The organism is Ruegeria sp. P8 (assembly GCF_056534665.1).
The window spans coordinates 63,382-84,834 of the sequence record NZ_JBQERC010000015.1; the positions used below are offsets into that span (position 1 = coordinate 63,382).

A 21,453-nucleotide genomic window follows, 5' to 3' on the forward strand; every position below is an offset into this window, starting at 1 on the left:
GACGGGGCCTTATCCATTTTCCATTTGGTGACGCAGGGCGGTCGACACGATATCGCGCCATTCGCCTGACTGCTGCATGATTGCCAGACCCTGATTCAGCGTCTCTAAGATCGCTTCCCCATCAGGATTATCTTTATGGGTCATGACATTAAGCGACTTGATCGCCGCCAGGTTGGGGTTTTCGATAATCCGGTGTTTATAGCCAAGTCGTGCGATGGCTTCCTCTGCCAGATGCGCTTCGATTGCCACGATATCGGCAGTTCCGTCCATCACAGCATGAAAGCAATCATCAGGCGATGTTGGCCGCATCAGCTTGATGACGGGTTCGTAAAGACTTACCGCGTCCATATGTGAAAGCGACCAACCTTCCGGGCGGCAAATTGTTGTCCCGGCAAAGTCGGCATAGGTCAGCGTCTGCTCGTACCCCGATCCATCGCGCGCAAAGAATGTATCCACGACTTCATAGAACGGGTTTGAGAAATCGTAGGTCTCACAACGATTGCGGTCACTTTCCGACAACGCTGCTGCATCTTCGCAATTTGGGCGTGACCAGGGGAAGGTGCCGTCAAATGCAAGTGTTGGCATCAAGAGATCCAGATGCGACGACCAATCGTTCACGAACTGAATTTTGTACGCTTGTTCCGGTGCGGCCCGCAGCATCGCTGTCTCAACCAGATGCGTGTAAAGCCCCCGGTTGGGCAACGCTTCGTCCGTAAACGGAGCGTAGTTCCCGCCGGTAATCAACAGCAACTGACGATCACGAATTTCCGGGCGCGTTTCAGCGTTAGCATTTCTGATCAGTGCGGCGGCTTCCGAGCGGGCTGCCTCGATCTCTTCTTTGGCAGCGGCCCGCGCAGCGACGACTGCATCTTCACTTGCCTTCTTTGCCTCAGCTTCTGCCGCCGCGACACGGGCTTCCGCTTCGGCCACGGCTTTCTCCGCGCGTTCTTCTGCCGCTTTTACCAGTTCTGAGGCCATTTCAGCCGCGAGGCGTCCTGCTTCGGTGTCGGGCAACTCGGGTGCGCGCCCGACATCTTCCAGGCAAGGCAATTTCAAAACATCGCCGACACGAATGATATTGGGATTTGTGCCGATAACATCCCTGTTAGCATCGTAGATTGGCCGATAATCTTCGGTCGCGTAAACTCGGATTGCCAATTCCCGCAGACTATCGCCACGCTGAATCTCGTAGTTTGAACATGCCTCTTGCGCTGACGCCGCGCCTGTGGCGGCGGCAAGGGCAAGGCTTGATATGAATAGGTGTTTTCTCATGGGTCCTGTTGCTTTGCCTGGTTATTTTCTCGTAAGTTTTGCGACTGCGATCGACAGATTGTCCTGATCGGGATCGCCCTTGGCCTGCACTGCCAGTTGCAAGGCTTCGGCGATTTCCTGTGCTAGCTCTTGCTGATGCAGGCGCAGAACATCCTGAATCTCAGCGTCGCTAAGATACTGAAGCCCGTCGCTGCCAAGGATCAGAATATCAGCCGGAGACACGATCAGCGGGTCTTCAGGGCAATCCACTTTTGGAATAGCACCCCCCATGATCACCGACGTCAGTTGGTTCCGGTCCAGTCCCCGTGCTTCAGCTTCCGAAAGCTCACCAGCGGCCAGTTTTGCGTCGATCACGGGGGCCATCGAGTGGTCTTCGTTCACCTGTGTCAACTTGCCTTCGCGGAACAGGTAAAGGGGGCTGTCACCGATCGAAATCCGGAACACACGCTGACCCAGAAAGAGGACACCCAACAAGGTGGAGCCCATGTTGAAACCCTGGCCTTGTGCCTCGTTATGGTCTGATATTGCTGCATTGGCTTGCATGGCAGCCAATGGCAGCGCGTCAATTGCGGCGCCTTCATTCAAGGTATCGGCTTCTAGCTCGGTATCCAGCGCGTTCCGCCAAGCGGCAATCACCATTTCCGAAGCCACTTCGCCCGCCTCGTGGCCACCCATACCGTCAGCGATCGCAATATAGCCCGCGTCCGATGCGTCGAACATGCGCGCAGCAATCGCGTCTTCCTGCGTTTCCCGCTGACCCTGGTTCAGGATCAGCGCAACATCATATGCCGGAGTAGCCAGCATCTATCAGGAATCCCGCCAATCAAAACCTTCATCGCAGAAGGCCATAAATCGGATTGATGTTTCACTGATGCGGATCAGATCACCGCTGGAGAGTGCGATTGTGCTCAGAACGGGTTTACCATTCAGGCGAACAAGGTTGGCCTTTCCGCCATGCCCTAGATAGCATTTCCGATCTTCCGGGTCATAAGCAATAACAGCGTGGTTCGAACGTGAAATGCCTGTGTCGCCGAAATCCAGTTGGATCGCCTGGTCATCGTTTCGACCGATTTGCATCAGGCCTTCGGTCAGGGTGATGCTGGCGCCCCGCCCGGGACCTGCCGTCACCACCAGCCAGCCAACCGGGAATGTTTCCTGAGCAGCTTCGGTTTTTGAGACGGGTTCTGATGTTTCGATCAATTCCTGAACATGCGTGTCCGCACGCTCAAACCCAAGGAACGTTGTTTTGACCCGCGAGCGACGGTCCTCGGCTGGGGCGGCAGGCGTGGGTTGAGCCTGTACGGCACCCTCTTCCACCACTGCCGGTTCTTGCACGGACGGGGCTGCAACCTCAGCTTCCACCGTTTCCGGCGCGCTCATTTCAGCTACATCCAGAGGCGGCGCAACTTCATCCGGTGTTTCGGCAAGCTCGTCTGCTACATGCAAAGTGATGATTTGATCGTCCGAGATATCCTCGTCATCGTCGGGGTCGGCCATCAAGTTCTTGGTATCTTGGTCGTCCTCGTCAGTTGCATCTTCAACGAAGATGGACACTTCAACCGGCTCTTCCGTGTTCTCCGCCGCAACTTCGTCGAATTCCGGCATTTTCTCTTCAGGGATAAGCTCGTCTGTTTCCTCATAGGATTCAGACGTCATGTTTCCACCGGCCAGTGCGGCACGCAGCGCGTTGAAGTCTGCGATAGGCTCCTGCTTTTCGGTTTCAGGTGCCGCGCTGTCAGCTGCATGAGCGTTTTCAGCAACATCATCTTCTTTGGATTTGCCGGCACCTTCGAGAAGCCGGCTCAGAGGGCTTTTGTATTTGAACATGGTGTCGACACCTTCGAATTGTTGGCACGGACCTTTTGTGCCATGGGGCTGCTACCTAACCCTGCGTGGAACAACGCAGAGACACTCAATTGAAAACATGGAAACTGGTACTCTCTGCGGCGGGCCGGTTCCCGCCGGGCGGCAAACTTAAAGCCACCCTCAGTAAACACACACTGGCAGATCAAAATTGAACCGGTCAGATCACTCCTGCGCTAACTGCATGGTCGCAGCTACCTCAGCACCGTTGCGCAATACGGTCAGCTTTGCCTCTGGCTGACTGTCGGAAACCAGCGCAGCCAGCATGCCATCAAGGCTTTCGGACGTATTCAATGTCATGTTGGTCTGGCTTTCGCTCAACAGAACATCGCCTTTTTGCAAGCTGCCTGTCGCCTCGGCTGGAACCGAGCTTACTTTTGTTTGCCACCCTTCACCTCCCGAGCTGCTGACTGTGAACGAGTAACCGTTCTCCAATCCGACCGAGCGCAGCACAGGCAGTGCCAGCAGGCCATTCTGCGCGCGGGTCTTTCCAAGCGGCCGGTAGCGGGCTGCAACCCGTGTAAAGCCGTCTGGGTCGACGCTTAGCTTGTCCAGGACTTGCGCCGCGAAAGAGACGTCCTGACGAACCGGGTTGCCGTTCAGAGTAAAGATCACAACTCCGGGTTCCACCCATTCGCCGATAACGCTCATGTCCTGATTGGCGTCCACACCGGTTACCGCAATTGTTGCACCTGTTGCGGTCCGGCGGCGGGACGTCTGGAAGGGGATTTCAACATCCCAATGGTGGAAAGATACCTGTTGTTCGACCGGAGTGCCGGAAGCGGCATCGGTTTTGGGTTCGTCCACAACAGCCGCAACCTCTTGTTCTGCAGGTTGTTCCTGGGCACCGGCAGTCTCGGTAGCTTCGGACGCTGTTTCTGTAGCGGTTGGTTCCGCAGGTTCAACTTGCGCCTGCTCGACAGGCTCTTCTGGTTCAGGTTGTTGCTCTGAAGCGACCGTGACGTCGGGTTCAGGTGTTTCGGCCACGGGTTCTTCCACCGCGGGCGGGTCTGCTTCGGCAGTTTGTGTGGTTGCTTCAGGCAGCGTCGTCGTAACCTCAGCTTGTTCTTCACCTTTGTCGCCGGACATCACGAAGAAACCGCCTGCAGCCAACGCTGCCACAAGCACTGCTGCACCAGCGATCATCTTGCCGCTGCCACCGGATCCGCTCTGAACCACGGTATCAACTGCGACCGGTGTTTCCGCTTTTGCAGAAATCTTTGCCATCTCGGGTTCATTCTTTTTTTCGGTTTCGCGAACAATGTCCGAGTTCCCGGCGAGCAGAGCCGTCACAACCGCTTCGGCATTTTCACTTTCGGCCTTGATCCGCGCCTTTTCTTCTTCCTTGTCCTTGCGATCCATGCCGACAATCACGGAAACCGGGCGATAGGCGAAGGTATCAAACATCACGCCAGGGCCGCGGAACATGCGCAGCCAATCCAGGGCTGTCTGCAACCGGTCCGTTGCGTGTACTTCCATTGCCTTGTCGATTGCTTCGAGGAATCCATCGGGGTATCCGTCAAAGCGGCCTGCCAATGGGGTATAAGGGTCGTCCTGCCCGTTGTTGAAGGCATTCAGGCGGCTCTGGCCGTCTACCGGGCGTTCGCCACTGATTGCGTGATACAGAGTCGCGGCCAAGACATAGAGGTCACTGCTGGGCCCTTGTTCGGCACCACGGACGTAAAACTCGTGCGGCGAATATCCGTCTTTTATAACGCGCAGGGTCAACAATGCGGCCGACTTGTTTGCGGCTTGCTCACGCGCGGCACCGAAGTCGATCAGGACCGGGTTTCCGTTTTCGTCAATCAGGATGTTATCGGGTGAAATGTCACGGTGCAGCATCCCGCTTTGGTGGATGAACGACACCGCGGACAGCATCTTTTCCGTGACTTGCACGATAAAGTCAGGACCACCGTCGTTTTCCGGATTCTCAACATAGTCCAGCAGGTCGCAACCACGGATCAGATCCATAGCGATATAAGCTGTGTCGTTGTCTTCGAACACCTGATGAACGTCGACGATGTTCGGATGCACCAGACGCGCATGATTGCGGGCTTCCTGAATAAACAGGTCGATAATGGCGCGCAAATCATCCTTGTAGGACGGGTCGTTCGGCTCAACCAAGTCCCCGTTGCGACGGCACAACGCACCGGGGAAACATTCCTTGATCACGACATCACGCTCCAGGCTGTCGCGTGCTAAATAGGTGATCCCAAATCCGCCGTTGCTGAGATATCGGAGGATCTCATACTGCCCGCGCAACAGCTTTGCGCCCGGTTGCAGTCCTTCAATTTTTGGTTCGTCGTGCGTTGCACCGACAGCCTGGTTGTGGCTCATTTTAATCCGCCCGTTCTACTCATTTTGCGGCTTAATTAAACAGGGCCGGCAGCCCACGAACTCACAACCAAAAACAACCGCAGGACACTTGAGAACGGTTAGACGTTTCAAATTTGACTTTAATGGGGCCGCCTGATGGCTTCACTAAGGATCGTTTTTTAGATTATAGCATATATGGTGTTAGCGCGAAGAAGTGACACAATATATTGATTAACGAAGTGGAATAAATGAAAACTGACGACCCCAAATCGGTCTCTTGGTCTACGAATTCGAAACAATAAAGGGCCGATTCTTCGGCCCTTCGAATCGCTGAACAGCGCTTCAATCCTGATGGAATGTGCTAGGTACCGGTTTTGGATTGTGCCGCAGCGACGGTACTGCCAGCCCATGCAAGGTTGTCACCAAGCTGTACAAGTATGCTGATTGCGTCTTTCAAAGGCGCATCTCCGCTTTCAAACTGAAGCAACAACAACAAGTCAGTCGCTTTTTCGAATTCGGCCGGAATCCAGTCAGCATCCGGATCGATCTCGCCACCTTGGTCCAGCCGTTCCGCGAAATCTTCGACGATTTCCTGGCAGCTTTGCAAAAAAGCTGCGGGTTCAATGGCAGTGGTGTCACGCAGATCTTCATAAATGCTGGCAATGGCAGCCAACCAGTCTTCAAGAATGGGGTTGTTCAGTGGCGGAAGGGCAGACCCGAGCGTTGACTGCATTGACGCAGCATCGTTGACGGAAGGTTCCGGCTCTGGCCCATTCAATGTTTCCAGGAATGGCAGAAACTCGTGCTTCAGATCCTTCCGGGCAGCGTCAAGGTCACTGCGCCGCCGGTCAGACGCCGCATCAAGGACCTTTTCCGCGAGTTCTTGGCCGCCACAGTTTTCCCAAAGATCAAAATCTGGTTCCGGCTCTTGTGCCATGGCGCGCACCGCGACGGGCGTGCCAATTGGGACCACAGCGCGAAACAGTCCTTCTTTTTCTTTGTTCAATCGAGCCAGTACCCGATCCAGAGCTGCCTGCACCGGGGGCAAATCAGCATGTGTAACTGCCAGCAGGCTGTTGGCTCTTAGCTCGGGCGGCACCTGCGCCCACAAATGCCGTTCTGTTTCACGCCATGCGCTTGTGCCGTTGGTACACCAGATGGCACAGTCGACGAATTTCAGCAGGTCCAGTGTCTGTTTGTATGTATCATCCAATGCGCCAGAGCCGGGAAGATCGAACAGTGATATCTCTTTGAGAGCAGGTGTGTTCAATCCAACCGAAATAAAGTCAGGCTCATCCGCAGCGGCCTTTTCCAGTGCTATACCAGAATATGTCTTTGGCTCCTTGTTCCACCAGCCGACTGTCGTCTCTGGCGTATCCGCGTAGGCAACGATGACAAGTGGCAGCTTCAGGTGCTGCGGACCGGTTGGAAGAATATCCGCCCCTGCCAGCATGTTTGCAAGGCTTGACTTGCCCGCCCCGAACTCTCCGGCGAAACCGATGTTGACCGCGTTGGAGAGGCGTTCGGCGTGGGCCAGAGCCCGTGCGCGCATATCTTCCAATTTCGGGTCCGACGACAGTTTTTCTGTCGATGTCAGAAAACGCTCCAGCTGGCGCACTTCCTGTTCGGTTCCGGGAAACTCAATCATTCCGCAGCCTCTGCTTGTCGTTCGTCCACGTTGCTTGTTCCAAAGACACTATCCAACTCGTCAGCAATACGGCGCGCCCGTTCGAACGCAGCTTGTGCTTCCGCCTGAGCATTCAACTCACCCGCTCCGGAACGGTGCTCAAGATGGCCTGCCAACAGGGCCAAGTAATGATCCAGAACAGTTTTCAACCGTTCCAGAAGGTTTTCACGCGTTGTGTCGATCAGGTCATCACCAATTAACTCGAATTCCTGCACGATCATGCGCTCGGCCCGCGTCACAACACTGTTGCGCGATATCAGGCGCGACAACCAGTTTACACGCAGCTCAACGGTAATGCCACGGGTCAGGGCGGTGGTGTCCGGGCGGAACCAACGCACTGCACTTGTGTTCATGCGATTGTCGACTGGTTCCTGCCACCCTGGCAGTGCCCGCAAAGCGGCGTTGCATTGCATGTCGATCGCGTAAAGCTCGCTCAACATGCGTTGCCGCACCACTTGCGACGCGCCTTGAACCAGCTCGCGCATGTGTTCGCGTAAAGGGGTGAAATTCAACTCGGTAGCGCCGCCTTTGGCAAGCAATGGGGATTGTCCTTCAGGTCCACGCACCACAACAAAGACGGATTCAGAGACCGTGTCGTCCATGACCCCACGCAGGTTTGAAAGAACATCGTCCATGTCCTTGACGATGTCTTGCGATTTGTCCGCAATCAATTTGCGCAGATCACCAAGCGTCTTGTCGCTGTCATCCGGGCTGTGCGCCCCCGCGCTGCCTTCGTCTTGCAGCGCACGAAGATGTACCTGTGACCGCTCCAAATCGCCACGCGCGAAGCTGTCGAGATGCTGCCACGCCAGCCTCAGCTGTTCGTTTATCGGCCCGTCCGCCAAAGCCTGAGTGACATGGCGGCGCAAGTCGGGCAAGCCCGACGCGATCATAGCAGCAAACCGCAAGACAGCCTCACGGCTGATGGGCCCCGGCCCTTGTTTGATCTCGGCCACACCGTTCAGGTATTGTTGCATCTGTTCCGGGTGCGCCCGCAACCACGCCAGAATATGATCGTGGTTCACACCGGTTTCATCGCCGGTCAGCGCATAGTGCGCCCATTGTGCGCTGCCCATCAGGACATCGATATTCGAAGTACCCAAAGCTTTTTCCAGCCCGTCTACAACATCCAGACGCACTTTTGCCGCATCTTCGGCCCCGCCGCCCAATTCATCGACACGGTTGATGAAGACAACGATCTGTCCAAGTTCCAATGCCTGCATCAGCCGGAACAGTTTCAGGTCCGCACGCGACAACGCCTGATGCGCTGACAGCACCACCACAAAGAAATCGGATTCCTTGAGATACTGACGCGAAATCTCCTCACGGATCAGCAGGGGGTCATTTACTCCGGGCGTATCGGTGACGGTCAGAGGGAATGGGAAATGACCGATGTCAAAATAGACCTCGGCCTTGCGCGTGATGTCACTGTAAAGTCCGCGATCACTGCCGGGGTCAACTGTCCCGTCTTCTGCGGGGTCGTCCCCGGCGCACACGTAACGCGCCAGATCATCGGATGTCAGTTGATCCAGATCGTGATGTTGACCCAACAGCTGTTCATAACTGTCCCCCAGTCGCCGACGCGCCCGGGTCTTCATGGCTTCGACCTGCTCTTCGATCATCTCGCGCTTGTAGCTGTCCTCGTCATCCGGGAACATGTTGCGCAACTCTTCGCCTTCGGCGATCAGTGATTGCCACTGGTAGTTGTCGAAGAAATGGAACTCGGCCCCTTCGGTTCGACCGTTCGGGTGCCCGAAATGCATGTCGGTGATCACGGTTGTCCACGGGTTCACGTCCGACGGCAGGTATTCTGCCTGACCGGTGAAGCCGTTGATCAAACGCGACTTTCCTGCCTTGATCTGCCCGACAAAGGCAACTGACGGTTTCAGTTTTCCCAGATCACCAATGATGCGCGATATGAACTGACGTGTTTCGTCATTGCTCGTCCCGTTCATGTCTTCTGCGATGCGAATAAGCTCGCGGCGATGTGTTTCACTCATTACTCTTTACCCTGACTACAAAAAAACAACGCATTGAATTAGTCGAAAATTTGAATGCTTTGGGGGCGGTCATTCCTCAGCCTCCTCCAAAGATTTCCAAAGATTGATTACCGCACCAAGTTTGCGGGCATCATGAATGGCCACAGCAATCTGTTCGTTGTCGCCCAGAACAGCCATGCCCGCACCCTTACCACCCGATGGCCGCATGACGATCAAATGCGGGCCTTCGAATTCGTCCCGGGTGTCGTTGTTCCAACCAGCAAGATCTGAAACAAAACATGTCAAGATCTCTTGATTAGCGTGCATTCCCTCGGAAGGTTTACAGGTTCCTTCGCAAGCCAGTGCAGTGTTTTCCATACTGTCCACAAGAACACGACCTGTGGCAAAGCGTTCGGCTCCGTCAAAAAACTGTTGCGCCAACGAATTGCCCGACCCTGCTGTCGGGGCAGGGCTGTTGTCTGAAGGTTTTTCAACGTCCGGAACAACAGACACGATGGGCTCAGAGGAAAGCTCAATTCCGGCGCAGGCGTTCTCGACCTCACTCAGCGTAATACCAACATCATCAGCCTCCAGCGTCGAGGCTGGCTTTCCAGACATCAGTTCCAGTGGGGCAGGGGCGGCTGAAATGTCTGAAATCAGTTGGGCCAGTTTGTCGACCAGCGCGGTACGTGGTTCCGTTTCGAAATCTGGGATCTGCCCGGACGGCACCTGAAACACATCCGTGATCCGGGAGCTGTTTACTTCGATTTTCAGGCAGCTTCCATTGGCCGCGGTCAGCTCCAGTCGTCTGGGCAATATCGTTCCGCGAATGAAACGCAACACAGCCGCCCGACGGGCTGCAGCAGTTTCACCGGGGACAATCACCGTCGGAGACAGGCGGGCGACCGAAGACCGCCCGATATCTTCGAGCATGTCGAGAATGTCTGTGTCCATCATACCGTGACCCCCTCTGGTCCCGTTCAGACTGCGGCCGCGACCGGCTTGAGACTGAGATGCGATTTCGTGAGTGCCAGTCCCACATTCGCGCTGTTGCGGCAGATATAGCAGACCACATGATCAGGATATTCCTTGGTCCGCAAAAAGATGTTCAACCGGTCTTTTGAAAACACCGCGATTTCCCCGAACCCGGCGTTTTCCTCATCAGTGTTTCCGGCCTCGTGCAAGAGCGCTTCAAATGCAGCGACACCCCGCCCCTGAAACAGATTGGCCACTGCGATTGCCAAAGTGTCCAGCGATTCTGCGCAATCTGGATCAGAGACACTGCTGCCTAAAAGCATGCCGGTCTCCATGTCGATATACCCGGCTGCAATGCAGTCGGGTATCGTTTCAATCGCGGTGTTCAATGCATCCTGAATGGACATTTAACTCTTTATCGTCCTTCTTCTCAGCGCCTTGACTAAGGCGTCCTTACAAAACATGCCATTCTGCACTGCTGCTTTCTTTCGTCTTTGGAATGGCTTGCGGGGCGTGTCTGGACTGTTTCGCACTATATTCAACTGCGATCTGGTCAAATTCGGCAAGAAAGGCTTTGAATACATTCTGAAGCCCGACTGCGTCTTTTGGCAGGTCCTCCTTGTTTGTGATTTCCCGCCACATAACCGACGCGCTAAGCGGCGACCCGGCTGCGGATTCTGGAAGATCGATATGCGCATCGTGGCGGATATCGCGGGCGTCTTCCTCGACTGAGGCCACGACCTCTATCAAACCGTTTGACTCAGGCTCAGGTTCGTAATCCTCGGCGTTGTTCTCGGGCTGAGCCGCCATCAGAGCCGCAATGGAGGATACCGAGACTTCGATACCCCGATCATCACGCGATTCAACTTCCGGCGTGAAAACTTCGACTTCGTCCGCTTCGGCCGCGGCTTCACGCAGAGTCGTGTTCAACGAGGTCAGCACGTCATCAACGGACTTGTCGCCCGTTTCAGCATCAGGAGCGTCACCCAGCAGGTCGTCAGCATTATCGGCAGCACCGAATTCACCGGACAGGTCGAACTCGTCCACGTCTTCTTCCAGACCGGCGACATTCTTCAACTCAAGAGGATCGCTTGAGGTGTCCTTGAAGAAGGCACGCAACTCGTCGCTGGTGTCGGTTTCCTCAGACATCTGCTCGGTGTCTGATACCATTTCTGCCCGCAGCCGTTCAGCGTCTTCCGGGTTGATCCGAACCCGTTCGCCTTCGTCAACGCGTCGCTCTACACGGGCTGGCCGGATGGGGAAGCTTGTTACGACATTATGATCGTCGGCTTCTGACTGCTGTTCGTTTTCCAGCGGATTGACCAGCCGCAAAGGAGTAGCTTCGATGCCGTCCGCCAGTGCCTCTCGGTCGTCTGGTTTGCGGGCGGGGCGCAGTGGTTGAACCTTGAATGCGCCGGACTGGCTTTTGTCGATCTGGTACCGCGCCAGCTGATCGGCGCGATTGTCCATGATCTGTTCTGTGATTTCCAGAAAACTGTCGATCATCTTGCCGCCGCCGCTGCGCGACCACATTTCGGCGTCGCCAGTCTTGTCACGGGCATTGATCGCATCCCGGGCGGAAAACAAAATGGACCGGTTGAACAGATGTCCGGCTTCGCGATTGACGCGTCGCAGAACCTTTTGACGGTCTTTAAGGTTTAGTGCATCCGCCCGCGTCACCAACAGCAGCGAGTTGTGTTGCAAGCGGTCCGGCAGCGAAACCCACGTTGCACGTTCGGTTTCGCGCCAGGCTTGCGTCGCATGGGTGCACCAAATGACGCCGTTTGCCTGCCCGACTGCGCGCTGCCAGACATCTGTCGAAATTTTGGGGTCCGAGATGCCGGGGGTGTCGATCAGATCGACGGCTTCCAGAATATCTGCCTCAAGGAAGATACGAATGAACTGCGCGTCGTTGACGCCAACAGTCTCAAGCTGATCCAGTTCGATTGGTTCGACGCTTCCGTCATGCCGCTTGATATATGGTTTTTCACTGCCCCAGCTAAACCAGACCGGTGGTAACTGGGTTGCAGTAACCTGCGTTGGCAAGGTTTGCGTTCGCAGTAAAAAGTTCATCAGTGTGGATTTGCCAGCGCTGAATTCACCCATCAAAGCGAAAACCGGTTTGCGGCGGGACCACTGCTCGATACGTTCCCATGCTTTCGGTGAAACAAAGCGTGTTTGTGAATCTTTTGCCATTTTTCTACTTATGCCGCTTCGTTGCTTAGGTCTTTCAGGATGTCACCCAGAATCTCGTCTCGCGATTTCTGAGGTTGCAGGCCCGCCATCGCTGCCGAGGTCTGGCTGGAGTTTTTGTCTGCTGATGATGAGATGCTCAGCAACGTTTCCTTCTGTTCCCGCATGAAATCCGCCAGAATAGCGCGGACGTTTTCCAACACGGCCGCAATCTGGTTTTCCTCGATATCCTTGGTGATCGAATTCGCCTCGGACGCGATCAGGCGTGTGTAATCGGCAGCGTATGCTTCAAAACCTTTGCGCTTTTGCCACCAGCGCCGCCACCAGGTACTTTGCAAGTCCAGAGCGATCGTCCGGCCGATCCCCAATGGTGGTGGAACGCGCGGCACGATAGGTGCTTCGATGCTGAATTCGCCCAGGTGGTTGCCAAGAATTTTGTGATACAGCGCTTCGACATCCGCAGCCGCAGTTGAGTAGAGCGCGCCAGCATCCTTACGCATTGCGCGGGCAAAACTGAAATAAGCGGCTTTTTGCAAAGTCCTCAATCCAGCAGGGTCGTATTGCCACGTGCCTTGCTCGCCATTCTTCTCAAGGTGCGCGATCAGAGAATCCGTGGCGCGCTTCACAAAATTCGCCTCGGCTGAGTTCAGGCGCTCCAATACTTTGTCGCGTAATGCATTGGTCAGTTCGGCTGCTTTCTTTTCATATTCCGCAGAAACTTTCGCAATTGCATCTTCCGGAGAAACACCGTCAAGATCACGCGCAACGCCTTCACCCTCTGACAGAGTCTTTGCCACGGCGGTGGCACGAATCTGGCTGGCGATGTTGCGGGCACGATGGCGAACCCGATCCATCAGCCTTGTTCCGGCACCTTCTGCAATACGCTCGTTTATCGCCAGCAGCAGGTCAGGCAAACCGGACAATGCCCAGATTTTATCCAGCGAGGGGGCCTGATCACCGAACCCGGCAGCGAGGTAAAATGTATTGAGTGCTTCGCGGGATTCCTCGTTCAGAATTTCGGGGTTCCCGGTCAGCGCTGCCTCGGCCCACAAGGCACTGCCGAACACGACACTTGTCTTTGCGTCGATGTTGTTCTGTTTCAGAGTATCCAGAATCCGGTCGCGGATTTCGGGGACTTGATTGACCGGGTCTGACAACTCGTCAATCCGGTTCACAAACAGGACAATCTGGCGGTTCTCAAATTGGGCGATGATCCGCATCAAGGCCATGTCCATGGTGGTCAGGGCTTGGCTTGCGGCAAGCACCACAACACAGACTTCGGACCCGCGCAGGCTGCGCAGGGTAATCTGTTCACGCACCATGAAGGTATCGTTGACACCCGGCGTATCACAAAGCTTCAGCGCAATCGGGTACTGAGGGATATCCATGTACAACTCGGCCGACTTGGTCACATCTGCGAACCGGCCTGTTTTTGGATTGATATCCGGGTCGTCCTCATCGCCCAGGCAGACATATCTTTGGATCAGTTCTTCATCGAAGTGATCGTATTGGTGGCTTTGGCCAAGTATCAGATCGAAGTGCTTTCCAAGACGCTCTTCCGACTTTGCTTTCATCTCGCCGATCTGACGGCGAATGTCCTCCATCTCGTCATCTGCACCGGCTCGGTTGGCCAGTTCGCCCAACCGGCCGCCCCCGACCATCAGATTGTCCCATTCTTCCTGCTCAAAGAAGGTGAACTTGGCCTTGGTATCGCCCGGTGGACGCGTGTTGATGTTCAGGGTTGTGACGACCGACGTCCACGGGTTCACATCCGACGGAAGCAAAGATGGGCGCCCCGCAAGAATGTTTACAATCGATGATTTGCCCGCTTTTACCTGACCGACCATAGTGATGCTGGCGGTGAAGTTTTCCATCCGGGTCTTGAGTGTTGCCAGACGTGCCGAGGAGCGCGCATCAGCCACCTCAGTCAATTGATCAATCTGCGCCGTCAGTGATGACATTGCCGAAGTCATCGGCGCCAGAGCTTCGTTGCCTACAGACAACAGGTGATCATTGCGCGCCATGCTTAACCTCCGGTTCCCGTAGCTGCGATGCGGGGTTCATGCGAAGGACGGCCCGTTGGAATTCCTGTCAGCGTGTCGATACGTGCGATCAGGTCCAAAGCGTTGCCCAGAATGTCAGCCTCGGCGCGCGGGCTGATGGTTTCGTAAGCCTTGGCGTCAGCCAGCACTTCGATCGAGCTGAAGCGATCGCCGTTTTCAAGGCACGCAACGCGGCGTCCGGTCGGGAAACCTTCGGATTTGACCGCGGGCAATGGCATACGCGCATTGGCCAGCAGGTAGTGGTCTCCGGAATGGGTTCGGAGCGATATCCCAAAGCCCGTGTTCGGGTGGTCCCGGTTCAGGATCTTGAGTTCGCCAAGAAAGCTTTCGCGAGCAAAGAAGACAGCCTCTTGCTCGGCAGTAGCGGAGGGATTCAGATCGGTCACAGCAGTAAACCTTGTACTGGAGTTGAGCAGGAAACTCGTACCGGCGCCAAAGTGGCAAAAAAGACTCATTAACTCCTGCTAAACAACAAGACCCTTCAAGGCGGTCTTATTTTGACGTGAATAAGATTTTTTGGCGTTTGAAATGTGGCAGCTTTGTGGTGGAGTTCTCTTGAGAATGCCTCAACCTGCGCGGGAATGCATATGACGCAAGAGCCATTCCGCACCTACTGTATGAAACCGAGCGGAGACCGGCGGAACACAATTGCCTGAACCTGACGGTGCGGGACATTCAAAAATCTGTGTGGCCCTGAAGGGCACTTTAGTCGGATAAGTTATCCTTGTTGTTTCAGAAACCTGAAGTTGCTCTCTGAGTTGGAAAGGGTCGCAGATGCGTTTTCTGGGGTGTCGTGGCGAGTAATCCCGCGCCTCCTCCCATGGGTTCAACTATGAACGCGCAAGGGCAATGAAGTAGGATTTCCATGTTCGCCAGTGGTGATCTGACAACAAGCTGTCGGCTTTTTCTAGGACTTTGGTCAACGTAAGAGCGATATTTCGCAGGCTAGCTGGGTCAAATTTTAACTTCGGCACGAATGAAGAGCTCTTCCAAAATAGCGTGGACATTGTCCCGCAGGATATCGGGTTTCACGGCCACTGATGTTCCCATCAACTTTCCACTGACAAGCCTCTTGGGGCTATACATCTTCATAAGATAGCGTGGTTGCCCCATATCTCATCAGAGGATCTACAAACTTGGCGATACATGTATTTTACCCCTCGCGCTCGGAAGCAAGCTTTGTTATTGACCGCTTCAATCCAGCGCTGCGGCGCTGAGTTGCGGGTGTGGCGAAATTGGTAGACGCACCAGATTTAGGTTCTGGCGCCGCAAGGCGTGGGGGTTCAAGTCCCTCCACCCGCACCATATCCCCAAAAAATTCATCTAATTATCAATGCGTTGTGTTTTTGATTCTATTTACAGCCCACCCCTTGGCCCACCTTTTGAAAATACCATTCTCAACTTCCTTGTTTGCTATCCGAAAAATCGGCGCGAGTGCCAACTGTGGTATACGAAATTGGTTTTCTCAAAGCCTTGCGACACTTCCACCTCAGAATTGGCAGGCCTTAACTGACTGAAAAGTAATCTGATTCACGGGGTTCGATACCTCAAGCTAAAGGACTTTCCTTTAATTCTCACTTTCGTCCGAAACCTAAGCATTCTGAAAAAATGTAGGTGGTGCTATATTGAGCATCCAAAATCAGAGCTTTACTTTAACCGCTACAATTTCTCCCACACCGATTAATCACTTGAGTCGCTACAGTGATCGAGTTGCACAACAAAGGGGTCGGGTTGCGGGCATAAGGAGCGTTGGCTGCAGCAAAAAAGTAGGCAGCTGGCACATTACAGCTAAAGGTCACAATAAGGAGATGAGGTTTTTCGGTGAATACCCAATTCCCAGAGAAATCGCTGGTCGCTACAACCCAATCCATGCAATGCTATTCAGGTGAAAAACCCAGCTAATACAAACGTTCAGGTGCTAAAATGTTAAAGCGGATGTGGGCGATGATCACCTGGAAACCATCGCGTAAGCATCCGCAAGATTTCTATTGCCTGACACCCTATCTGAACAGCCTAGACCCGATTGAAAATCCCCGCACCCGGATCCGTGACGGACAAAAGGAACGCGAAGCTGGTCGAGACAGAAGGACCGGCAAAACAATCTGGTTGCCGCTTTCTGATTAAGCGTCCTTCGTGCAGCAAACACAGCGACCGTGATTTGCGTAACACAAGCGGATGGAGTGCTCTTTATCAATTTCTTTTTCTTGTTCTTTGTCTATGTCTTGATGGAAGTACGTTCGCTTCGCGTTCGTAGAAACCGCACATTGATTTCATTACAAAAACTCAAATCCTTTCGGTTTTAGCGATCACTGATTGCTACTGAAACCGGTGCGTTTTTTCCAACCTTGTATTCATCCGGAAGTTCCAATGGCCCTAACCGGCCATTAACCGTCGGCAACTGGTGCTGTGACGCGGCCCGCCGAACCTGCCGTTCGCTGCAAGCGCAAATTCATCGGCTGGCTGAACTCACACAATGCGGACTTTGCCGTCATTCGATCTGGAGCCTTCGCTGAAGCAGCATTTGCTCGCGGTCGCGGCATACTTATTGTTGCGGCGCGGCGAGTGTCACCAATCAGGTCATTCGCAGGCGTTGTATTTGCGTTAACGGAAACTGTACCCTCGCCGCAGCTCGGTCGGACAATCAGGACGCAGGATATGGCAGGCATTGAAACATTGATTCTCGTTTCGTGTTTGAATTGATCAGGAACGAGGCACCAAAAGTGTTTCTGTTTGCAATTTTGCTTTTTTTTGACGAGCATAATCTTGTTTTTCCGATGCGGGACTTAACGCTACTGCCGAACCCGATAGCCGGAAGCAATGATCTGGTTTATCAGAGCAGCGGCGGCCTGGTGCATTACCTTTTCATCACTGTTGCCGACCGCTGCTTCGTGGGCAGCGGCTGCGTCACGCAGAACTCCCACAATCTCATGTTCGGGCAGGAGCTCACGATCTTTAATTGCAAGCAAAAGCGCTTCACAGATTGAGAGTGCGGCCATTCCTGAGTGGTCTTGCCGGTCGGCCATGGTAGACGTCCTTTTGTAACAGGCGTCCAAGCAAGGAAGCGCCACGATGAATTGCATCATTCTGGCATAGATTGCTGTATACTTAACTGATCGAAAGCAGTCTTGGCGTCGGATAGTTTCGCGGGCTGCTCATCGATGAAGGAAGAAATTTGCCCGCTATCAAGAACAGTCCGCTCACCCGAAAACTCTCAAACTTCGTCGCTCTGACTGAGGTTGAACTTGCGGTGTTAGCACGCTTGCACAAACGCCGCAGAACCTTTGAAGCCGGACGTGACCTTGTGCATCAAGGGCAATCAGAGCAGGCTGCCTACATTCTGGCCTCGGGCTGGGTTTGTTCCTACAAAACCCAGACTGACGGGTCGCGTCAGATCGTCGATTTCCAAATACCGGGTGACTTTCTGGGTTTGCGAAGCGTTCTGCTGCACACCTCGGATCACAGCATAGAACCAATCATGGAAATCCAAGCTATTGAGGTAGTAGTGGATGATCTCCTGGAAGCATTTGCGCAAACGCCCCGGCTGGCGACAGCAATTCTTTGGGCGGTATCTCGAGATGAAGCGATGGTGGTTGAGCACCTGGTCAACATAGGACGGCGAGATGCGGGTGAGCGCATGGCGCATTTTCTTTTGGAACTTGGTGTGAGGCTGACTCAGGTCGGGATGGCAAACAAGACGGGATACACTTGCCCCCTGACACAATACCACCTTGCCGATGCGCTGGGACTGAGTGCCGTGCATGTTAATCGTGTCCTACGGCAACTGCGGGAGAAGGGGTTGGTAACTTTTCAATCCGGGCAAGTGGCATTTGATGATTATGACGGACTGGTGACGTTGGCCGGTTTTGACCCCACTTATCTGGATCAGGCCGGGCCACTGTTGAAGCAATAGGTTCACCCCTCGGGCGATGCCGGGGTTTTGATGATGGTTGCCTGGTTAGAGACGCCATTCTCTTCGGCAGATTTGGGATTTCACTGAAAAAGAAGCGCAAGATAAATACAGTCCGATTGCGGTACTGGATTTCCTGCGCTTCTCAATTACTCGTTAAGAACACGCCAGCAAATATCCCGCCAACACAAATCAGGTTGCCGGAAACCAAACATCGTTGCACTGACTCAGGTTAGTCAATTTTCTGGCAGTATCTGATCCTCAGATGCCAAATGCATTTGAGATTCCAATAGAATCTCAAGTCATTGGCCGCCGACTAACATCGATCAGCGCACGTCTGCCATTTGCACATTATTCTAATTTACAACGCCAGTACTTCCGCGGCGCTTAAGAGCGTGTTCAGCGGCAGACTGTGCGGGGAAGATCCAACAAACTATTTGGAGGGCTAAGGTGAGCACGAGATCGTCCAGTTCTTTGGTGACGTTTTCAAATCCGTTCTCTTTGTGCGGCTACCCGGATGAACTTCCTGCAGGCGAGTATGAAGTAATTGTTGAAGAAGAACTATTACAGGGCCTGAGTTTCGAAGCATATCGAAGAACCGGAACCTACCTGACGGTTCAGAGCAAAGGCAGCAAGCCAGGCCGCACAGAAATGCGCCCCATCGACCCAAAAGATCTCGAACTGGCACTTAAGCACGACCAGACCTTGGCCACATCTAACAATGACAGCGATGCGGCGCTTTCCCCGCAGGAGGAATAGATTATGAACACGCCCGAATGGCTTAAACCCGGAATCTACGGCGCCCTGATCGGAGGGGTTTTCGTCGGCGTCGTTGGATTTTCTTGGGGTGGATGGATGACCGGCAGTAACGCGGACAAGATGGCCAACGCCATGTCCCGCGACAATGTAATCGCTGCGTTGGTTCCGATCTGCATCGACATGGCTAGAACTGACGCCCAACGCGCCGAAAAAATAACGACGATCAAAGAAGCTTCTTCTTTCAAGCGAAAGGATGCCGTTATGGCAGCCGGCTGGGCAACGGTACCGGGATCCCAAACCCCCAACAAAGATCTGGCACAGGCCTGCATTGAGGGGCTGAACCTGGATGGATCGTAACTCAATCACTCAACATTCGGACAACGCCGTTTGCACCAGGACAGTTGGAAAAAATCAGTACTGGTTTTACTCTCACTTCATGACGGCGCTGTTTGTTGGCGTTTTCAGCTGCTTGACGGGCTCCTTTATCTCATCAAGTCCCGCATCGGCCGAAACAAACTCTATCCCGGACAACGCGCATCCCAAAAAGTATGGCGACGGTTGGGAATGCGATTTGTCCTATCGGTTGGAAGGCGAAGAATGCGTGGCCATTGCCGTCCCAGAAAATGCCTACCCGACAAACAGAACCTATGGTTCGGGCTGGGCATGTACACATGGCTTTGTTGAAGTTGGTGGCACCTCATGCGTTGAAGTAATTGTGCCTGAGGGCGGATATCTCGATCCATCAGGTGAGAGGTGGCGGTGCCTGCGTGGGTACACAAGGGTAGACGATAGCTGCCAAAAAATCGTGGTGCCGGACAACGCCTACCTGACGAACAGTACCTACGGATCTGTATGGCTTTGCAATCGTGGCTACGAGACAGATGGTGAAGCGTGCGTTGCAATAGCAGTGCCGGATAATGCCTTCCTGAACGCATCAACCCACGGGCGTCCCTGGACATGCGAGCGCGGATATTTTGAGCGAGACGGAAGGTGCGATGCAGTCATCGTGCCTGAAAACGCTTTCTACGATGACGCGATCCACGGAGTTGGATGGAAATGCGAACATGGCTACGAGGCGTCCGGTGATCACTGCAATGCAATCGATCTACCCGCAAATGCCCATATCGACCGATCCGGCAATGGGTGGCAATGCCACAGAAATTTTCATCGGTCGGAAGGGCTGTGTGTTCTGAACGAATGAGGTTTCAGTCAGAGAGCCCACTTTTCCAAACTTCACATTTTGTGCCCGTTCTTACCTAGGACGGCGTGTTTCACACTCCAAAAAGGAACAGATATGAAACCCGTACCCATTGCGTCGGATGCCAAGCAGTTCATTGCCAGCGATGCGCAAGAGCTGCCGCCTGAACAAGCCGTTTTTCCGGAGCTTCACCGCAAGACACTTGTGACAGACATACCGACTGCAATTGTGTATTGCGAAGGAAACTTCGCAAAGATCGATGGCAAGACGGCTAATGGTCTCGTTCGACATTCAAAGGCCTATCGCGTTCTTTCGGTGATCGACAGCACGTTTGCCGGCTGTGACAGTGGCAAAGTGCTTGATGATGTCGCCAATCAGGTTCCCATCTTCGATGATCTTGATGCCGCCGTCGCTAATGAAGCTACGATCCCCGACACGTTTATTTACGGAATGGCGCCGGCCAGCGGCAGAATGTCCCTTGAGGATCGCGAAGTTGTTGTGGATGCGATTACGCTCGGAATGAACATCGTCAGTGGGCTGCATGAATTTCTTAGCGATGACAAAGAGCTCGTCGGATTTGCCAAAATTCACGATGTCACGATACGCGACATTCGCAAGCCGCGGCCCAATCCCGACCTGCGCCTGTTAGATGGCAGTATTGGAGACGTCCAGGCGATCCGCATCGCGGTGTTCGGCACCGATTGTGCAATTGGAAAGCGTACGACCGCGACAATCCTGACAAACGCACTTAACACGCATGGGATCAAAACAGTTTTAGTCGGCACCGGCCAGACAGGTTTGATGCAGGGCGCCAAGTATGGCGTTGCGATGGATTCGGTGCCGCCGCAATTTTGTTGTGGCGAACTTGAGCGTGCTGTTGTTGCAGCATCTGAAGGTGAGCGCCCCGATGTCATAGTGATCGAGGGCCAGGGCGCGCTAAGCCATCCGGCCTTTTGTACATCAGCCTTCATTCTGCGAGGCAGTCAACCACATGCAGTTATTCTTCAACACGCGCCCAAACGAAAACGTCGATGTGATTTCCCCAACATGACAATGCCCGACCCTTGCGATGAAATCACCCTGATCGAGGCTTTTGCGAACACAGAGGTAATTGGCATGACGATCAACCATGAAGGAATGAATGATATTGAGATTTCAAAGGCCATCACAGACTATAACCGCAAATTGTATCTCCCGGTCACTGACGCATTGAACCGTCCTCCAAAAACTTGGTGAATATG

Annotated in this window: 17 protein-coding genes and 1 tRNA gene; 6 read left to right on the plus strand and 12 right to left on the minus strand. The window is 54.0% G+C overall.

Annotated features, from left to right (window positions below; genetic code table 11):
• Window positions 1-9: 9 nt before the first annotated feature.
• The 11 genes from ACR0BZ_RS15725 to ACR0BZ_RS15775 form a co-directional block, all read right to left on the minus strand.
• Window positions 10-1,272 (minus strand): type 2 periplasmic-binding domain-containing protein, encoded by a 1,263-nt coding sequence (locus ACR0BZ_RS15725; protein ID WP_480483670.1) that lies wholly within the window; start codon window positions 1,270-1,272, stop codon window positions 10-12.
• A gap of 21 nt (window positions 1,273-1,293) precedes the next feature.
• Window positions 1,294-2,076 carry a PP2C family protein-serine/threonine phosphatase gene (locus ACR0BZ_RS15730; RefSeq protein WP_267366226.1) on the minus strand — a complete coding sequence of 261 codons (783 nt, stop codon included), beginning with the start codon at window positions 2,074-2,076 and terminating at the stop codon, window positions 1,294-1,296.
• A 3-nt stretch (window positions 2,077-2,079) separates the two neighbouring features.
• Window positions 2,080-3,099: an FHA domain-containing protein gene (locus ACR0BZ_RS15735; RefSeq protein WP_480483671.1), complete on the minus strand. Its 1,020-nt coding sequence runs from the start codon at window positions 3,097-3,099 to the stop codon at window positions 2,080-2,082.
• Window positions 3,100-3,300: 201 nt separating this feature from the next.
• Window positions 3,301-5,472, minus strand: a complete 2,172-nt coding sequence (locus tag ACR0BZ_RS15740; RefSeq protein ID WP_480487408.1) for a serine/threonine-protein kinase — start codon at window positions 5,470-5,472, stop codon at window positions 3,301-3,303.
• 340 nt (window positions 5,473-5,812) lie between these two features.
• Window positions 5,813-7,099, minus strand: a complete 1,287-nt coding sequence (locus tag ACR0BZ_RS15745) for a dynamin family protein (RefSeq protein WP_480560260.1) — start codon at window positions 7,097-7,099, stop codon at window positions 5,813-5,815.
• A complete protein-coding gene (locus tag ACR0BZ_RS15750) occupies window positions 7,096-9,138 on the minus strand; it encodes a dynamin family protein (RefSeq protein WP_480920698.1) in 2,043 nt (680 codons plus the stop codon). Before ACR0BZ_RS15750 ends, ACR0BZ_RS15745 begins: the two co-directional genes overlap by 4 nt.
• Window positions 9,139-9,207: 69 nt before the next feature.
• Complete coding sequence (locus ACR0BZ_RS15755; RefSeq protein WP_480920699.1) at window positions 9,208-10,074, minus strand: hypothetical protein; 867 nt, start codon at window positions 10,072-10,074, stop codon at window positions 9,208-9,210.
• Window positions 10,075-10,097: 23 nt separating this feature from the next.
• The gene (locus ACR0BZ_RS15760) at window positions 10,098-10,499 is read right to left on the minus strand and encodes a hypothetical protein (protein WP_480920700.1); all 402 of its coding nucleotides are present in this window, start codon (window positions 10,497-10,499) and stop codon (window positions 10,098-10,100) included.
• A gap of 46 nt (window positions 10,500-10,545) precedes the next feature.
• Entirely contained in the window at window positions 10,546-12,288 is a 1,743-nt protein-coding gene (locus ACR0BZ_RS15765; RefSeq protein ID WP_480920701.1) for a dynamin family protein, read from the minus strand.
• 8 nt (window positions 12,289-12,296) lie between these two features.
• Complete coding sequence (locus ACR0BZ_RS15770) at window positions 12,297-14,309, minus strand: dynamin family protein (protein ID WP_480487410.1); 2,013 nt, start codon at window positions 14,307-14,309, stop codon at window positions 12,297-12,299.
• A gap of 2 nt (window positions 14,310-14,311) precedes the next feature.
• On the minus strand, window positions 14,312-14,734 hold the full coding sequence (locus tag ACR0BZ_RS15775) for a hypothetical protein (RefSeq protein ID WP_209507691.1): 423 nt from the start codon (window positions 14,732-14,734) through the stop codon (window positions 14,312-14,314).
• A gap of 834 nt (window positions 14,735-15,568) precedes the next feature.
• Between ACR0BZ_RS15775 and ACR0BZ_RS15780 the strand changes: the two genes are divergently transcribed.
• Window positions 15,569-15,653, plus strand: a tRNA-Leu gene (locus tag ACR0BZ_RS15780).
• Window positions 15,654-17,137: 1,484 nt separating this feature from the next.
• Here the strand turns inward: ACR0BZ_RS15780 and ACR0BZ_RS15785 are convergent.
• Window positions 17,138-17,371 carry a hypothetical protein gene (locus ACR0BZ_RS15785; RefSeq protein WP_171722474.1) on the minus strand — a complete coding sequence of 78 codons (234 nt, stop codon included), beginning with the start codon at window positions 17,369-17,371 and terminating at the stop codon, window positions 17,138-17,140.
• A 149-nt stretch (window positions 17,372-17,520) separates the two neighbouring features.
• Between ACR0BZ_RS15785 and ACR0BZ_RS15790 the strand changes: the two genes are divergently transcribed.
• The 5 genes from ACR0BZ_RS15790 (at window position 17,521) to ACR0BZ_RS15810 (ending at window position 21,448) form a co-directional block, all read left to right on the plus strand.
• Entirely contained in the window at window positions 17,521-18,258 is a 738-nt protein-coding gene (locus tag ACR0BZ_RS15790; RefSeq protein WP_171722473.1) for a Crp/Fnr family transcriptional regulator, read from the plus strand.
• Window positions 18,259-18,705: 447 nt separating this feature from the next.
• Window positions 18,706-19,014: a hypothetical protein gene (locus ACR0BZ_RS15795; protein ID WP_171722472.1), complete on the plus strand. Its 309-nt coding sequence runs from the start codon at window positions 18,706-18,708 to the stop codon at window positions 19,012-19,014.
• Between the two features lie 3 nt (window positions 19,015-19,017).
• Window positions 19,018-19,371 carry a hypothetical protein gene (locus ACR0BZ_RS15800; RefSeq protein ID WP_171722471.1) on the plus strand — a complete coding sequence of 118 codons (354 nt, stop codon included), beginning with the start codon at window positions 19,018-19,020 and terminating at the stop codon, window positions 19,369-19,371.
• Between the two features lie 79 nt (window positions 19,372-19,450).
• A complete protein-coding gene (locus ACR0BZ_RS15805) occupies window positions 19,451-20,215 on the plus strand; it encodes a hypothetical protein (RefSeq protein WP_480920702.1) in 765 nt (254 codons plus the stop codon).
• A 93-nt stretch (window positions 20,216-20,308) separates the two neighbouring features.
• Window positions 20,309-21,448 (plus strand): N-acetyltransferase DgcN family protein, encoded by a 1,140-nt coding sequence (locus ACR0BZ_RS15810; protein ID WP_480920703.1) that lies wholly within the window; start codon window positions 20,309-20,311, stop codon window positions 21,446-21,448.
• Window positions 21,449-21,453 lie beyond the last annotated feature (5 nt).

Excerpts from the sequence above, each read along its gene's own strand:
- ACR0BZ_RS15725 (WP_480483670.1), bottom strand. The coding sequence starts at position 1,272 with ATGAGAAAACACCTATTCATATCAAGCCTTGCCCTTGCCGCCGCCACA.
- ACR0BZ_RS15730 (WP_267366226.1), bottom strand. The coding sequence starts at position 2,076 with ATGCTGGCTACTCCGGCATATGATGTTGCGCTGATCCTGAACCAGGGT.
- ACR0BZ_RS15735 (WP_480483671.1), bottom strand. The coding sequence starts at position 3,099 with ATGTTCAAATACAAAAGCCCTCTGAGCCGGCTTCTCGAAGGTGCCGGC.
- ACR0BZ_RS15740 (WP_480487408.1), bottom strand. The coding sequence starts at position 5,472 with ATGAGCCACAACCAGGCTGTCGGTGCAACGCACGACGAACCAAAAATT.
- ACR0BZ_RS15745 (WP_480560260.1), bottom strand. The coding sequence starts at position 7,099 with ATGATTGAGTTTCCCGGAACCGAACAGGAAGTGCGCCAGCTGGAGCGT.
- ACR0BZ_RS15750 (WP_480920698.1), bottom strand. The coding sequence starts at position 9,138 with ATGAGTGAAACACATCGCCGCGAGCTTATTCGCATCGCAGAAGACATG.
- ACR0BZ_RS15755 (WP_480920699.1), bottom strand. The coding sequence starts at position 10,074 with ATGATGGACACAGACATTCTCGACATGCTCGAAGATATCGGGCGGTCT.
- ACR0BZ_RS15760 (WP_480920700.1), bottom strand. The coding sequence starts at position 10,499 with ATGTCCATTCAGGATGCATTGAACACCGCGATTGAAACGATACCCGAC.
- ACR0BZ_RS15765 (WP_480920701.1), bottom strand. The coding sequence starts at position 12,288 with ATGGCAAAAGATTCACAAACACGCTTTGTTTCACCGAAAGCATGGGAA.
- ACR0BZ_RS15770 (WP_480487410.1), bottom strand. The coding sequence starts at position 14,309 with ATGGCGCGCAATGATCACCTGTTGTCTGTAGGCAACGAAGCTCTGGCG.
- ACR0BZ_RS15785 (WP_171722474.1), bottom strand. The coding sequence starts at position 17,371 with ATGGCCGACCGGCAAGACCACTCAGGAATGGCCGCACTCTCAATCTGT.
- ACR0BZ_RS15800 (WP_171722471.1), top strand. The coding sequence starts at position 19,018 with ATGAACACGCCCGAATGGCTTAAACCCGGAATCTACGGCGCCCTGATC.
- ACR0BZ_RS15805 (WP_480920702.1), top strand. The coding sequence starts at position 19,451 with ATGACGGCGCTGTTTGTTGGCGTTTTCAGCTGCTTGACGGGCTCCTTT.
- ACR0BZ_RS15810 (WP_480920703.1), top strand. The coding sequence starts at position 20,309 with ATGAAACCCGTACCCATTGCGTCGGATGCCAAGCAGTTCATTGCCAGC.